Source organism: Streptomyces sp. NPDC019937 (assembly GCF_040631655.1).
GTDB lineage: Bacteria > Actinomycetota > Actinomycetes > Streptomycetales > Streptomycetaceae > Streptomyces.
The window spans coordinates 1-15,888 of sequence record NZ_JBEYAL010000063.1; the positions used below are offsets into that span (position 1 = coordinate 1).

Below are 15,888 nucleotides of genomic sequence, written 5' to 3' on the forward strand. Positions count from 1 at the left end.
CTACTGGGCCCAACACATCCGCCAACCCGTCCACTTCCACCCCGCCATCACCCACACCGCACCCCACACCCACACCTACCTCGAACTCGGACCCGCCCCCACCCTCACCACCGCCACCCAACACACCCTCCACCACCACAACCACCCCACACCACTCCTCACCACCACCCTCACCCACAAACAGCCCGACACCCAAGCCTTCGCCAACGCCCTCGCACGACTCCACACCACCGGAAACACCGTCGACTGGACACCCTGGTACCCCGCCACCCCAACCCCCCGCACCATCGAACTACCCACCTACGCCTTCCAGCACCAGCGCTTCTGGCTCGCCCCACCCACCCGTCCCAACGGCCGCGGTGAGCAGCACGACCCGGCCGAGGCACAGCTCTGGGGCGCTATCGAGGCGCAAGATGTGGACGCCCTCACCAGCACGCTCCGGTTGGAGAAGAACAGCCCCGGCATCGACGCGCTCCTGCCCGCCCTCCCTCTCCTCTCGGCCTGGCGGCGACGGCACCGGGAGCACGCCATCATCGACTCGTGGCGCTACCGGGTCGCCTGGGAGCCACTGCCCGACGCGGTGGCGACTCCTGCCCTGACCGGGACCTGGCTGCTGCTCGTGCCATCCGGCCTGGCCGGGCATCCGGTCGTCCAAGCCGCCGCCCAAGCGCTCGATGCCCACGGTGCTGGACGGGAGACGCTCACCATCGACACCGCTGCCGCCCATCGCGAGGCCCTTGCCCAGCAGCTCGCCGGTCTTATCGGCGTACGTACCGCGCCCGCCGGTGTGCTGAGCCTTCTCGCCCTCGATGAGGGCCACCACCCGGATCATCCGGCCGTCCCCCTAGGGCTGGCCGCCACCACGGCCCTCGTCCAGGCCCTCGACGAACTCGGGTGGCCCGCAGCCCTGTGGTGCCTCACCCAGGGCGCTGTGGCGGCTGCCTCCACTGATGTGCTCCCGCATCCGCACCAGGCACAGATCTGGGGATTCGGCCGGGTCGCCGCGCTGGAATACCCCCGGCTCTGGGGTGGTTTGATCGATCTTCCCGACACGATCGACGCCCGCGCTCCCGGCCGCATCGCGGGACTGCTCGTGCCCGGGCAGCCCGAGGACCAAGTGGCGATCCGTTCGGCCGTCCTCGGGCGCCGTCTTGAGCACGCGCCCGCCACCGACGCCCTCACGGCCCCCTGGCAGCCGAGCGGTACGACGCTGATCACCGGCGGTACCGGCGGGCTCGGCGCCCACATCGCACGCTGGCTCGCCCGCAACGGCGCACCACACCTCCACCTCACCAGCCGCACCGGCCCCGACGCCCCCGGGGCCGACCAGCTGACCCAAGAACTCACCGACCTCGGCACCACCGTCACCATCACCGCCTGCGACGTCTCGAATCGGGACGCGTTGCACCGCCTCATCGAGGCCATCCCCACCGACCGCCCCCTCACCGCCGTCATCCACGCCGCCGGTATCGCGGAGAACACGCCACTCTCGGAGATCGATCTCCCGCACATCAACGAGGTCCTTCAACCCAAGGCGCTCGCCGCCGCTCATCTCCATGAGCTGACCAAGGCCCACGACCTCAGCGCGTTCGTCCTCTTCTCCTCCGGCGCGGCCTCCTGGGGCGGCAGCCGTCAGGCCGCCTACGCCGCCGCCAACACCTACCTCGACGCCCTCGCCCAACACCGCCGCGCCCAAGGGCTCCCCGCCACCAGCATCGCCTGGGCGCCGTGGAGCGACGCGGGCATGGCCGCCGATGTGGCCGCCGTCGACTACTACAACCGGCGCGGGATGAATCCGCTCGCCCCGGATCTCGCCGTCGCCTCGCTTCAGCACTCCCTCGACCATGACGACATCACCGTCACCGTCGCGGACATCGACTGGCAGAAGTTCCCGACCAGTTTTACGGCGCAACGGCCGAGCCCCCTCCTCACTCGCCTCATGCCCGCTCCGGCGCCCGACGCCGACGCCCCGGATTCGACGTCGGCTGTCAGCTCGCTCCAGCAGCAACTGGCCGCCAGCACGCCCGCCCAGCAGCATCAGCTCCTCCTCCACCACCTGCGGACGCACGCGGCCGCCATCCTCGGCCACCCCAGCACGGACGCCATTCCCCCCGCCCAGCCCTTCCAGGAGCTGGGGTTCGACTCCCTCACCGCCGTCGAATTCGGAAACCGGCTCACCACCACCACCGGTATCGATCTGCCACCCACTCTCATCTTCGATCACCCCACGCCCAACCAGCTGGCGGACTTCCTGCGCGAGCGCCTCGTCGACGCGGGGGTGGCCTCCGAAGGGCGACTGCTGTCGGACCTCGACACATGGGATTCGGTGTCGGAGCCGTCCGCGGTGGACGAGGCTGCGCGTCGCCGGATCACCGGCCGACTGCGGCTGCTGCTGGCCAAGTGGAGCGGTGCGGACCATGAAACGGACCGTTCCACGGCTCATGGCGAGCTTGAGACAGCAACGGCTGAAGACATTTTCGATCTCATCTCCGATGAGTTCGGAAAGTCGTGAGCCCGAAGACCTCCACCCTCCGCGCCGTGCCAAGGAGCTTGCGTCAGATGTCCAACGAAGAGAAGCTTCTCGATCACCTCAAGTGGGTCACGGCCGAATTGCGCCAGACCCGCCAGCGTCTGCGCGAGATCGACTCCGCCGAGCCGGAGCCGGTCGCGATCGTGGGAATGGCGTGCCGCTATCCGGGCGGGGTGCGGTCGCCCGAGGACCTTTGGCAGCTGGTGGCGCGGGGTGATGACGCCATCTCCGCCTTTCCGACGGACCGGGGCTGGGCCCTCGGCGAACTCTACGATCCGGATCCCGAGCAGTACGGCACGTCCTATGTGGACCAGGGCGGATTCTGTTACGAGGCGACCGAATTCGACGCCGCTTTCTTCGACATCAGCCCGCGTGAGGCGCTGGCCATGGACCCGCAGCAGCGGTTGCTCCTCGAAACGGCGTGGGAGGCGTTCGAGCGGGCGGGATTCCGTCGCGACACCCTGAACGGCAGCAACACCGGGGTGTTCGCCGGGATCGGTTCCCACGACTATCTGTCGGTCATCGGGAACATCACCAGCGAAGTGGAGGGCTACGTCGGGGCCGGAAACCTCGGCAGCGTGGTCTCCGGCCGGGTGGCGTACTCACTGGGTCTGGAAGGGCCCGCGGTCACGGTGGACACGGCGTGCTCGTCGTCGCTGGTGGCCATCCATCTGGCCTGTCAGGCGCTGCGCCACGGCGAATGCGACCTGGCGCTGGCCGGGGGCGTGGCGGTGATGGCCACTCCCGGGGCGTTCATCGAGTTCTCCCGGCAGCGCGGTATGGCCCCCGACGGCCGGTGCAAGCCCTTCGCGGCCGCGGCCGACGGTACCGGCTGGGGCGAGGGCGCCGGGCTCGTCGTACTGGAGCGCCTGGGTGAGGCGCGGCGCAACGGCCACCGGGTGCTGGCGGTGATCCGTGGTTCGGCGGTCAACCAGGACGGGGCGAGCAACGGTCTGACCGCGCCGAACGGGCCCTCCCAGCAGCGGGTCATCAGGCAGGCACTCGCCAACGCCCACCTGTCCACCGCTGAGGTGGACGCGGTGGAGGGCCATGGCACCGGTACGACGCTCGGCGACCCGATCGAGGCGCAGGCCCTGCTGGCCACGTACGGGCAGGGAAGGGCACAGGACCGGCCGTTGTGGCTGGGCTCGGTCAAGTCGAACCTGGGCCACACCCAGGCCGCGGCCGGTGCGGCCAGTGTCATCAAGATGGTGATGGCGATGCGGCACGAGCTGTTGCCCGCTTCCCTGCACATCGACGAGCCGACCCCCCACGCGGACTGGGCCTCGGGGGGCGTACGGCTGCTGACCGAGCCGATCCGGTGGCCTCGGGGAGAACAGCCGCGCAGGGCCGGGGTGTCCGCCTTCGGGATCTCGGGTACGAACGCCCATCTGATCCTGGAGCAGGCCCCCGAGGAGACGGAACACACCGCGGCACAACCGGACCCGGGCGGCGTCGGTGTGGTGCCGTGGGTGGTGTCGGCGCGGAGCGCTCAGGCGTTACGGGATCAGGCGCAAGCCCTGGCCGATCGGGTGGCCGCCGATGCGGACGTCACACCTGTCGAGGTGGGCTGGTCGCTGATCCGTACCCGGTCGGTGTTCGACCACCGCGCGGTGGTCGTGGGCGAGGATCGCGACGAACTGATGGCAGGGCTCGCAGCGCTGGCCGCCGGGGAGTCACATCCGGCCGTGGTGGAACCGGCCGGTGCGATGGCCACCGCCGACTCGGGGGCGGGTCCGGTGCTGGTGTTTCCGGGGCAGGGCTCGCAGTGGGCCGGAATGGGAGCGGCGCTGCTGGAGGACTCCCCCGTGTTCGCCACCCGCATCGCCGAATGCGCACAGGCCCTGGCCCCGCACGTGGACTGGTCCCTCACCGACGTTCTGCGCGGCAACCCCGACGCCGCCGACCTCGGCCGCGTCGACGTCGTCCAACCCGTGCTGTGGGCCGTCATGGTCTCGCTGGCCGCCGTATGGGACGACCACGGCGTCACCCCGGCCGCCGTCATCGGCCACAGCCAAGGAGAAATCGCCGCAGCCGTAGTGGCCGGTGCCCTGTCACTGGACGAAGGCGCCAGAATCGTAGCCCTCCGCAGCCAGACCCTCCGCAAACTCGCAGGCGCCGGCGCCATGGCCTCCCTCGCCATGAGCCAGAACCACGCCGAACACCTCCTGACCGGTCTGGGCCAATCGGCCGAAGCCGTCGGCGTGGCCGCCGTCAACGGACCCCGATCCGTCGTCGTATCCGGACCACCCGACCAAGTCACCCACACGGTGACAGCATGCCAAGAAGCCGGCGGCCGAGCCCGCCTCATCGACGTCGACTACGCCTCACACGGCCCCCAGATCGACGAAATCACCGACGAACTCACCGACCTCCTGGCCGGTATCGAACCGGCCCAGGCGGAAGCAGCGTTCTACTCCACCGTCACCGGCGGCCGGATCGACACCAGCGGCCTCGACGCCGCGTACTGGGTGACGAACCTGCGCGAACGCGTGCGGTTCGACGACGCCGTACGGGCCCTGCTGGACGACAGCCACCGCGTGTTCATCGAGGCCAGCACCCACCCCGTACTCACCGTCGGCCTACAGGAAACCTTCGAGGAAGCAGGCGTCAGGGCCGTCACGGTGCCCACGCTGCGCCGCGACCACGGCGGGAGGGCGCAGCTGGCGCGGTCGGTGGCCCAGGCCTTCACGGCAGGCGTCCAGGTGGACTGGTCCCGCTGCTTCCCGACCGACCCGGCCCCCCGCGTGATCGACCTGCCGACATACGCCTTCCAGCGCGCACGCTACTGGATCGATCGCCGGGGCGGGCCCAGTGGCGATCCGGCGGAGCTGGGTCTGGTGTCCGCGGGTCATCCGCTGCTCGGTGCCGCCGTGGAAATGGCCGAGGGTGGCACCCATCTGCTGACCGGGCGGCTGTCGCCGCAGACCCACCCCTGGCTGAACGACCACCGGGTGCTGGACACCGTGCTGCTGCCCGGGACCGCCTTCGCCGAACTCGCCCTGCACGCCGCCGCCCGGACCGGCTGTGACCAGGTGTCCGAACTGACTCTGGCCGCGCCCCTGGTCGTACCGGACGGCGAGGCGGTCGATGTCCAGGTCGTCGTCGGTGCCCCCGGCCACGGCGGTGAGCGCTCCGTCACCATCCATTCCCGTCCCGTCGCCGAGAGCGGTGACACGGCGTGGACGCGGCACGCCACCGGTGCGCTCAGCCCCTCGCCCGCCACCACCGCCCTCACGCTCGACGGTGTGTGGCCGCCACCGGGGGCCACCCCGCTGCCCGTGCAGGACTTCTACGACCGGCTCGCCGACCACGGCTATGCCTACGGCCCGTCGTTCCAGGGGCTCACCGCCGCATGGCGGCTGGACGACCACCTGTACGCCGAGGTGGCGCTGCCCGAGGGCGAACGCGCCTCCGCCGACCGGTACGGCGTCCACCCGGCCCTGCTCGACGCCGCCCTGCACGCCCGCGCCCTGAACGTCGCCCCCGACTCCGAGGAGGCGCAGCGGGTCCTCCTGCCCTTCGCGTGGAGCGGTCTGCGGCTGTGCGCCACCGGCGCCGACGCCCTGCGGGTGCGCATCACCCCCACCGCGCCGGACCGGCTCGCGTTGCTGGTCTGCGATCCGGTCGGGGCACCGGTCGTAACCGTGGACGATCTGCTTCTGCGGCCCGTACCGGAGGACGGACGGTTGGGCCGGGGCCGTTCCGTCTGCCGCACCGCGCTGTTCCAGCTCAGCTGGGTGCCGATGCCCCTGCCCGAGGGTGGCGCGGGGCTCCGTACGGCCGTCCTCGGGTCCGGCGCGGAAACGCCGGCCGTCGCCCTGCCCGGCGCCGTTCGTCATCCTGGCCTCGGCGCCGTCCGAGCGGCCACGGCGGATGGCGCACCAGCGCCCGACATCGTGTTCGCCCCCGTCACCACTCCCCCGGGCGCCGATCCGGTCGAGCACACACATCGCATCGGCGCGGAAGTGCTCACCCTGCTGCAAGACTTCCTCGCCGCCCCGGAGTTGGCCGGCTCCCGGCTGGCCGTCGTCACCCGGCGCGCGGTCGCCACCCACGGCCATCACGACATCCATGACCTGCCCGCGTCCGCCGCCTGGGGTCTGGTCCGCAGCGCGCAGTCGGAGAATCCCGGCCGTCTGCTGCTGCTCGATGTGGATGAGCCAGACCCTTCGCCGCAGGCGGTGGCCGGCGCGGTCGCGTCGGGCGAGCCGCAGATCGCGCTGCGCGCCGACGAGGCGTATGTGGCCCGGCTCGCCCATGACGACGCGGCCAGGCGGCTCGACCCGCCCGATGGCCCGGCGGCGTGGCGGCTGGGGCTCACCGGGCACGGCAGTCTGGACCATCTCGCCTTGGTCGACTGCCCCGACAACACACGCCCGCTGGGCCCCGGCGAGGTACGGGTGGCGCTGCACGCGGGCGGGGTGAACTTCCATGACGTCGTCGTGGCGCTGGGCATGGTGGAGGACCCGCGGCCGCTCGGCGGCGACGGCGCGGGCGTGGTGGTCGAGGTGGGCCCGGGCACCGGACGGTTCGCCGTGGGTGACCGGGTGATGGGCCTGTTCAACGGCACCGGGCCGCTGGTCGTCACCGACAGCCGGCTCATCACGCGGATACCGGACGGCTGGTCGTACGCGCAGGCGGCGACCATCCCGTCGGCCTTTCTCACGGCGTACTACGGGCTGGCCGATCTCGCGGGGTTGCGCTCCGGGGAGAAGCTGCTGCTGCACGCGGCCACGGGTGGGGTCGGTCTGGCGGCCGTGCAGCTGGCCCGGCGCTGGGGGGCCGAGGTGTACGCCACGGCGAGTCCCGGCAAGTGGCACGCGCTGCGGGCCCGTGGCTTCGACGACCGCCACATCGCCTCCTCCCGCGCGCTGGACTTCGAGGATCGTGTCCGTGAGGCCGCCGGGTCCGTCGATGTGGTGCTCAATTCGCTGGCGGGTGACTTCGTGGACGCGTCGCTGCGGCTGCTGGCGCCCGGTGGTCGCTTCATCGACATGGGCAGGACGGACATCCGTGACCCCGCCCGGGTCGGCGCCGAGCACACCGGGGTCGTCTACCGTGCGTTCGACCTCGTCAGCGGTGCCGGTCCGGACCGTATCCAGCAGATGCTGGCCGAGCTGTCGGTGCTGTTCGAGGACGGAACACTGCGGCCGCTGCCCACCACGGTGTGGGACATCCGCCGGGCTCCCGAGGCGTTCCGCCACTTCAGCCGGGCACGCCACATCGGCAAGATCGTCTTGACGATTCCGCAGGCCTTCGATCCGGAGGGCACCGTCCTGATCACTGGTGGCACCGGCACCCTGGGCGCCGCCACCGCCCGCCATCTGGTGGCCCGCCACGGCGTACGGAGGCTGCTGCTGGTCAGCCGCCGGGGGCTGGACGCGCCGGGCGCCGCCGAGCTGGCGGCGGAGCTGACCGAACGGGGCGTGCGGGTCACCGTCGCCAGGTGTGACGCCGCGGACCGGACGGCCCTTGCCACGCTGCTGGGGTCCCTTCCCGAGCACCATCGGCTCACCGCGGTGGTCCATGCCGCCGGGTTGCTGCGCGATGCCACGGTCGAGGCGCTGACCCCCGGCCAGGTCGACGACGTCCTGCGGGCGAAGGCGGACGCGGCGTGGAATCTGCATGAGCTGACCCGGGACCTGGGTCTTTCGGCATTCGTGCTGTTCTCGGCCGCCGCCGGGCTGCTCGGCGCCGCGGGGCAGGGCAACTACGCGGCCGCCAACGCCTTCCTGGACGCCCTGGCCCGGCACCGCCACGCCCAGGGCCTGCCCGCGACGTCCCTGGCCTGGGGCTACTGGGAGCAGGCGACCGGGATGACCGGGGACATGACCGACGCGGACCGGGCCCGGCTAGCGCGGTCGGGCATCCTGGGGCTGGAGACCGAGCAGGGGCTCGCGCTGCTCGACATCGCCCTCGCCAGCGGTCTGCCCACACTGGCGCCCATCCGCCTGGACCTGGCCACCCTGCGCCGTCAGGCCCGGGAGGCCGAACCACCGGCCCTCTTCCGCACCCTCGTGCGCGGCGGCGCTCCGCAGGCGGCCGCCAAAGCCACCGGTGTCGTAGGGATGCCCGCCACGGATCCGGCGCGGTCGCTCGCGGCGCTGTCCGAGGAGGACCGGCAGCAGGCGCTCCTCAAACTGGTACGCGGCCATACCGCGACCGTGCTGGGGCATGACGCGGCGGACTCCATCCACCCCGTGCAGAACTTCCGGGAACTCGGCTTCGACTCCCTGACCGCCGTTGAGCTGCGGAACCGGCTGAGCGACGCCACCGGGCTGCGGTTGACCGCCACTTTGGTCTTCGACCACCCCACGCCCACCGCGGTCGTCCGGCTCCTGGACGAGCTGCTGGCCCCGGCCCGTGCGGCCCGGTCCGGCTCCATCCTCGCCGATCTGGACGCCATCGGCGCGGCCCTGGGCGCGGTGGTCGACGACCGGGAGCAGCGAACGCGGATCGCGGGGCGGCTGCGGGAGTTGCTGCGCAGGGTGGACGACGGCACGGAGGAGGCTCCGGACACGCCCGGGGACGATCTGGAATCGGCCACCGACGAGGAGCTGTTCCAGGTGCTCGACGGCGAACTGAACGCCCCCTTCGACGACAGCCTCCGCTGACCTTCCCGCCCTCCGATGAATCCAGACGGCCGTGACGATCGGGTTGATGTGACATGACGGACGACGAGAAGCTCCGCAGCTATCTGAAGCGGGCGACGGCCGATCTGCGCCTGGCCAAACGGCAGTTGCGGGAGGCCGACGAGCGGACCCGGGAGCCCATCGCCATCATCGGGATGGCCTGCCACTTCCCCGGTGACGTGGCCTCTCCGGAGGACCTGTGGCGGGTGGTGAGCGAGGGGGCGGACGTCATCTCGTCCTTTCCCGAGGACCGCGGCTGGGATCTGGACGCCCTCTACGACCCCGATCCTGAGCACGCCGGGACGAGCAGCGCCCGCGAGGGCGGCTTCCTCCGCGATGTGGCCGACTTCGACGCCGACTTCTTCGGGATCAGCCCGCGCGAGGCCGCGGCGATGGACCCGCAACAGCGCCTGCTGCTGGAGACGGCGTGGGAGGCGTTCGAGCGCGCCGGTCTCGACCGCGACGCGCTGAGCGGGAGCGATACCGGGGTGTTCGCAGGGGTGGACTCGTACCACTATCTCTCGCTCATCGGGCAGACGACCGGTGACGCGGCGGGCTATGTCGCCACCGGAAACCTCGGCAGTGTGGTGTCGGGGCGGGTGTCGTACTCCTTCGGTCTGGAGGGCCCGGCGGTGACGGTGGACACCGCGTGTTCGTCATCGCTGGTGGCGACGCACATGGCGGCGCAGGCGCTGCGGCAGGGCGAATGCGGCCTCGCCCTGGCCGGCGGGGTGACGGTGATGGCGACGCCGGGTGGCTTCACCGAATTCTCCCGTCAGCGCGCGCTGTCGCCGGACGGGCGGTGCAAGGCGTTCGCGGCGGCCGCGGACGGCACCGGCTTCTCGGAGGGTGTCGGTTTGGTGCTGCTGGAGCGGCTGTCGGACGCGCGGCGCAACGGCCACCGGGTGCTGGCGGTGATCCGTGGTTCGGCGGTCAACCAGGACGGGGCGAGCAACGGTCTGACCGCGCCGAACGGGCCCTCCCAGCAGCGGGTCATCAGGCAGGCGCTCGCCAACGCCCGGCTGTCGCCCCGCGAGGTGGACGCGGTGGAGGCGCATGGGACCGGTACGACGCTCGGCGACCCGATCGAGGCCCAGGCGCTGCTGGCCACGTACGGACAGGACCGGCCGGACGATCGGCCGTTGTGGCTCGGCTCCATCAAGTCCAATATCGGCCACACCCAGGCCGCGGCCGGGGTGGCCAGTGTCATCAAGATGGTGATGGCGATGCGGCACGAGCTGTTGCCCGCCTCCCTGCACATCGACGAGCCGACCCCGCATGTGGACTGGACCGCCGGTGACGTACGGCTGCTGACCGAACAGGTTCCCTGGGTGGCGGACGACCGTCCACGCCGCGCCGGCGTGTCCTCCTTCGGGATCAGCGGCACCAACGCCCATCTGATCCTGGAAGAGGCGCCGGCGGAAGCGGAGCGGGCCGTCGCGCGACCGGACACCGAGGACATCGGCGTCGTGCCGTGGGTGGTGTCGGGGCACGGTGCCGCGGCGTTACGGGGCCAGGCGCGGGCACTGGCCGCACGGGTCGCCGCCGATGCGGACGTCACACCTGCCGAGGTGGGCTGGTCGCTGATCCGTACCCGGTCGGTGTTCGACCACCGCGCAGTGGTCGTGGGCGACGACCGCGACGAACTGATGGCAGGGCTGACGGCGCTGGCCGCCGGTGAGACCCACCCCGGGGTGGTCGAGCCGGGCAGCGCGGTGGCTATGGGCGGCACGGGTCCGGTGCTGGTGTTTCCGGGGCAGGGCTCGCAGTGGGCCGGAATGGGAGCGGCGCTGCTGGAGGACTCCCCCGTGTTCGCCACCCGCATCGCCGAATGCGCACAGGCCCTGGCCCCGCACGTGGACTGGTCCCTCACCGACGTTCTGCGCGGCAACCCCGACGCCGCCGACCTCGGCCGCGTCGACGTCGTCCAACCCGTGCTGTGGGCCGTCATGATCTCGCTGGCCGCCGTATGGGACGACCACGGCGTCACCCCGGCCGCCGTCATCGGCCACAGCCAAGGAGAAATCGCCGCAGCCGTAGTGGCCGGTGCCCTGTCGCTGGACGAAGGCGCCAGAATCGTAGCCCTCCGCAGCCAGGCCCTCCGCAAACTCGCAGGCGGCGGCGCCATGGCCTCCCTCGCCATGAGCCAGAACCACGCCGAACACCTCCTGACCGGTCTGGGCCAATCGGCCGAGGGCGTTGGCGTGGCCGCCGTCAACGGGCCCCGATCCGTCGTCGTATCCGGACCACCCGACCAAGTCACCCACACGGTGACAGCATGCCAAGAAGCCGGCGGCCGAGCCCGCCTCATCGACGTCGACTACGCCTCACACGGCCCCCAGATCGACGAAATCACCGACGAACTCACCGACCTCCTGGCGGGGATCAAACCGGCGCGGTCCGGAGTGGCGTTCTACTCGACGGTCATCGGTGGCCGGTTGGACACCATCGAGCTGGACTCCGGCTACTGGGTGACGAACCTGCGCGAACGCGTGCGGTTCGACGACGCCGTACGGGCCCTGCTGGACGACGGCCACCGCGTGTTCATCGAGGCCAGCACCCACCCCGTACTCACCGTCGGCCTACAGGAAACCTTCGAGGAAGCAGGCGTCAGGGCCGTCACGGTGCCCACGCTGCGCCGCGACCACGGCGGCCACGCCCAGCTGGTCCGCGCGATCGCCCACGCCTTCACGGCAGGCGTCCAGGTGGACTGGTCCCGCTGCTTCCCGACCGACCCGGCCCCCCGCGTGATCGACCTGCCGACGTACGCCTTCCAGCGCGAGCGCTACTGGATCGACGGCGCGTCCGGGCCCGGTGGCGATCCTGCCGGTCTCGGGCTGGTGTCCGCGGGTCATCCGCTGCTGGGCGCGGCGGTGGAGCTGGCCGACGGCACCACACGTCTGCTGACCGGCCGTGTGTCGCCGCGGACCCATCCGTGGCTGGCTGAGCATGTGGTGGCGGGGGCGGCGCTGGCGCCGGGAGCGGTGCTGGTGGAGTGGGCGCTGCGAGCGGCCGATGAGGTGGGTTGCGGTGGCGTGGAGGAACTGGCGCTGCAGCGGCCACTGGTGCTGCCCGCGTCCGGGAGTTCGCGGGTGCAGGTGGTGGTGGGCGCCGCAGCGGAGGACGGGCGGCGTGACGTGGCCGTGTACACGTGCCCGGATGACACAGGGGGTCCCGCGGAGTGGGTGTGCCACGCGATGGGTGTGCTGGCCCCGCCCGCCGACGCCCCCGGGCAGGCGGAGGGGCTGGGTGGCGTATGGCCTCCGGTGGACGCGGAGCCGCTGGACATCGACGGGTTCTACGAACAGGTGCGGGCGGCCGGTTACGGGTACGGGCCGGCGTTCCAGGGCCTGACCGCCGCCTGGCGTCACGGTGCGGACATCCTCGCCGAGGTGGTGTTGCCCGATGCCGCCGGTGACCGGAGCGGCTTCGGGATCCACCCGGCGCTGCTGGACGCGGCGTTGCATCCGTCGCTGCTCATGGACCGGCCGGAGGGGCAGGAGCACGACGACCGGGTCCGGTTGCCGTTCGCGTGGAAGGGCGTGTCCCTGTGGGCGTCCGAGGCGACCAGCGTGCGGGTGCGGCTGACCCGCGACGTGGAGCGGCAGGCGCTGCGGATGACGGTGGCCGATCCGATGGGTGCGCCGGTTCTGACGGTGGACTCGCTGGTCACCCGCCCGGCCGGTACCGAAGGGTTGCGGGCGGCCACGGCGGGGCGCGGGGTGGACGGGCTGTTCACGCTGGGCTGGACTCCGCTTCCGGTGCCCGCCACCGCGCCGTCCGCGCGGTCGGTGGTGGGAGACGGCGGCTGGGTGGTGCTGGGCGACGATCCGCTGGGGCTGGCGGTCTCGGTGGCACAGAGCGCGCAGAAGGACGACACGGACCAGGACGTTGCGCGCTACCCGGACCTGGAGGCGCTGATCGCGGACATCGACGCCGGTGCGCCCGCTCCGTCGGTGGTCCTGACGGCCTGCCACGCACCCGGCGACGTGGCCGACGCCCGGGACGGTCTGCGGACGGTGGACGGGTTGCTGGGAATGGCGCAGGGGTGGCTGGGGCGGGCGGCGCTGGCCGACGCCCGGCTGGTGGTGGTCACGCGCGGCGCGGTGGCCTCCGGTGAGGACGTGGCGGTGGATCCGGTCGGGGCCGGGACGTGGGGGCTGGTCCGTAGCGCCCAGTCGGAGAATCCCGAGCGGTTCGTGCTGCTCGACCTCGATCCAGGCGCCGAACCCGGCGTCGCCGCAGGGGCGGTCGTCCGCGCGGTGGACCTGCACGAGCCGCAGGTGGCGGTGCGTATGGGACGCATCCTGGTGCCCCGGCTGGGGCGTGCTGGTGCCGGTGCTCCGCTTCCCACAGACGTCGAGGGAGCACCGGGCGCCGGTGGGGTGCTGGATCCGGACGGCACCGTACTGATCACCGGCGGTACGGGCACCCTGGGCGGTCTGGTCGCCGAGCACGTGGTGCGCACCTGGGGTGTCAAGCATCTGCTGCTCGCCAGCCGAAGCGGCCCGCATGCCCCCGGTGCCACCGAATTGGCCGATCGACTGGGTGAGTTGGGTGCCCATGTACGCGTCCGCGCCGTCGATGTCACCGATCCGGCGGAGGTGGCGGGTCTGGTCGCCGGGGTCGACCCGGCGCACCCGCTGACCGGTGTCGTCCACGCCGCCGGTGTGCTGGACGACGCCGTGCTCACCTCCCAGAGCCCGGAGCGGCTGGCCCGGGTGTGGGATCCGAAGGCCACGGCCGCAGCGCATCTGCACACGGCGACGGCGGATCTGCCGCTGGCCCTGTTCGTGGTGTTCTCCTCGACGGCGGCCACCCTGGGTTCGTCGGGGCAGTCCAACTACGCCGCGTCGAACGCGTTCTGCGATGCCCTGGCCGCCCACCGTCGCGCCCTCGGCCTGCCGGGCGTGTCGGTGGCCTGGGGCCTGTGGGCCGACGCCAGTGGCATGACCGGACACCTGGGCGAGGCGGACCGGGCCCGGATGGCCCGCTCCGGCATCGGGGCGATGTCCGGTGAACGCGCGCTGGGGCTGCTGGACGCCGCCGTCCGGCACGGGGCGCCGCATCTCCTCGCCATCGACCTGGACGTACGGACGCTGGGCGGGCAGCCCGCGCTCACCCTGCCCGCCCCGCTGCGGGCGCTCACCGGTGGCGGTCCGGCGCGGCGCACCGCCGCCACCGGCCGGGCGCACACCGACTGGTCCGGCCATCTTGCGGCGCTTCCCCGGGACGAGCAGCACCGGGTGCTGCTCCAGCTGGTGCTCACGCACGCGGCGGCCGCGCTGGGCCACTCCGATCCCGCCCGGATTCCGGCCGAGCGCGGCTTCCTGGACCTGGGCTTCGACTCGCTGACCGCGATCGAGCTGCGGAACCGGCTGACCGCCGTCACCGGGCTGCGACTGGCCACCACGCTCATCTTCGACCAGCCCAACCCGGCCGCCCTCGCCGCGCATCTGCACACCGAGCTGGCGCCGGGGGACGTGGATCCGCTCACCCCGGTGCTGGGCGAGCTGGAGCGGTTGGAGGGCCCGCTGCTCACCGCTGCCCGGGACGAAGCGGCGTGGGAAGCGCTGCGCAAGCGCCTGCGGAGCACGCTGTCGAAGCTGGACGCCCTGCACGGCGGCCCGGCGGAGGGCGTCGACTGGTCCGACGGAGCGGTGAGCGGTCGCATCCAGGACGCCAGCGCCGACGAGATCTTCCAGTTCATCGATCAGGACCTTGGCCGTGGGGACGGCGACGGAGAGCACATGGGAGCACACGTTGATTGACGAACGAAGCCGGAAGAGGCTCATCCTCGAGCACAGCCGTCGGCTGAACGCCGCGGACGTGGACGGGCTGCTGGAGCTGTACGCGGACGAGGTCACCTTCGAGGACCCGGTCGGCTCGGGCGCGCGGAGCGGGCGCGAGGCGCTGCGGGCGCACTTCGAGGAGCTGGCCGCGGCAGGTATCGCCGAGGTTCCGGGTGAGCCGGTGGCGGGGCAGGACGGTGTGCATGCGCTGGTGCCCGTCACCGCCACCATGAGCTACCTCCCGAAGGGGCCCGGCTTCGCCGACCGTGGCTGGCTGACGGCGCCCGACACTCCCGAGGACGCCCGTATCACCTGGGACTACGTGCTGATGGTGCGCGCGGGGGCCGGTGGCCTCATTCAGGAGATGCGGAAGTTCTGGGGGAGGTCCGACATCGACACGACATCGGCATCGGCATCGGCATCGGCATCCCGGAGCGGCACAGGAGGCGGAGGCGTTCATGGCCGATGAGGCGACCCTCAAGAAGATGGCCGTGGAGTATGCGCGGCGCATGAACGCCGGTGATGTGGACGACGTCCTCGCGCTGTTCTCGGACGACATCGTCTTCGAGGACCCGGTCGGCGCGCCGCCGCTGATCGGCAAGGAGGCGCTCCGCGAACACATCGCGTGGTCCATCGAATGCCAGGTGCACGAGACGCCGGGTCGCCCGGTCACCTCGATGGACGGCCGGTGGGCGGCGGTGCCGACCACGGTCACGGTCCGCGCGCCGACGAAACTGACCTTCAGCATCATCGGTGTCATCGAGCTCGGTGATGACGGTCTGGTCCATCACGCCCAGGCGTTCTGGGGCATCACGGACACCAAGGTGGGTGACGGCCCCGAACTCACCGGCGTCGCGCACTTCATGGCCGTCACCCAGAACCTCGCTCGGATGGTCCAGGCCAAGGGCAGCCCCAGTCCGATGTAAGTGGT

Annotated in this window: 5 protein-coding genes; all 5 read left to right on the top strand. The window is 71.9% G+C overall.

Features of this window, described 5'->3' with window-relative positions:
- The coding region (locus tag ABZ562_RS38045) for an SDR family NAD(P)-dependent oxidoreductase (protein WP_361489118.1) at positions 1-2,512 on the top strand (2,512 nt) is incomplete at its 5' end.
- 47 nt (positions 2,513-2,559) lie between these two features.
- Positions 2,560-9,147 carry an SDR family NAD(P)-dependent oxidoreductase gene (locus ABZ562_RS38050; RefSeq protein ID WP_361489120.1) on the top strand — a complete coding sequence of 2,196 codons (6,588 nt, stop codon included), beginning with the start codon at positions 2,560-2,562 and terminating at the stop codon, positions 9,145-9,147.
- Positions 9,148-9,200: 53 nt separating this feature from the next.
- Positions 9,201-14,936, top strand: coding sequence for an SDR family NAD(P)-dependent oxidoreductase (locus ABZ562_RS38055; protein ID WP_361489123.1), 5,736 nt, complete (start codon positions 9,201-9,203; stop codon positions 14,934-14,936).
- A complete protein-coding gene (locus ABZ562_RS38060) occupies positions 14,929-15,426 on the top strand; it encodes a nuclear transport factor 2 family protein (protein ID WP_361489125.1) in 498 nt (165 codons plus the stop codon). Before ABZ562_RS38055 ends, ABZ562_RS38060 begins: the two co-directional genes overlap by 8 nt.
- The gene (locus ABZ562_RS38065; RefSeq protein WP_361489127.1) at positions 15,416-15,883 is read left to right on the top strand and encodes a nuclear transport factor 2 family protein; all 468 of its coding nucleotides are present in this window, start codon (positions 15,416-15,418) and stop codon (positions 15,881-15,883) included. The genes ABZ562_RS38060 and ABZ562_RS38065 overlap by 11 nt, the downstream gene beginning before the upstream one ends.
- Positions 15,884-15,888 lie beyond the last annotated feature (5 nt).

Coding starts and splice junctions, on each gene's coding strand:
- ABZ562_RS38050 (WP_361489120.1), top strand. CDS start 2,560: ATGTCCAACGAAGAGAAGCTTCTCGATCACCTCAAGTGGGTCACGGCC.
- ABZ562_RS38065 (WP_361489127.1), top strand. CDS start 15,416: ATGGCCGATGAGGCGACCCTCAAGAAGATGGCCGTGGAGTATGCGCGG.
- ABZ562_RS38055 (WP_361489123.1), top strand. CDS start 9,201: ATGACGGACGACGAGAAGCTCCGCAGCTATCTGAAGCGGGCGACGGCC.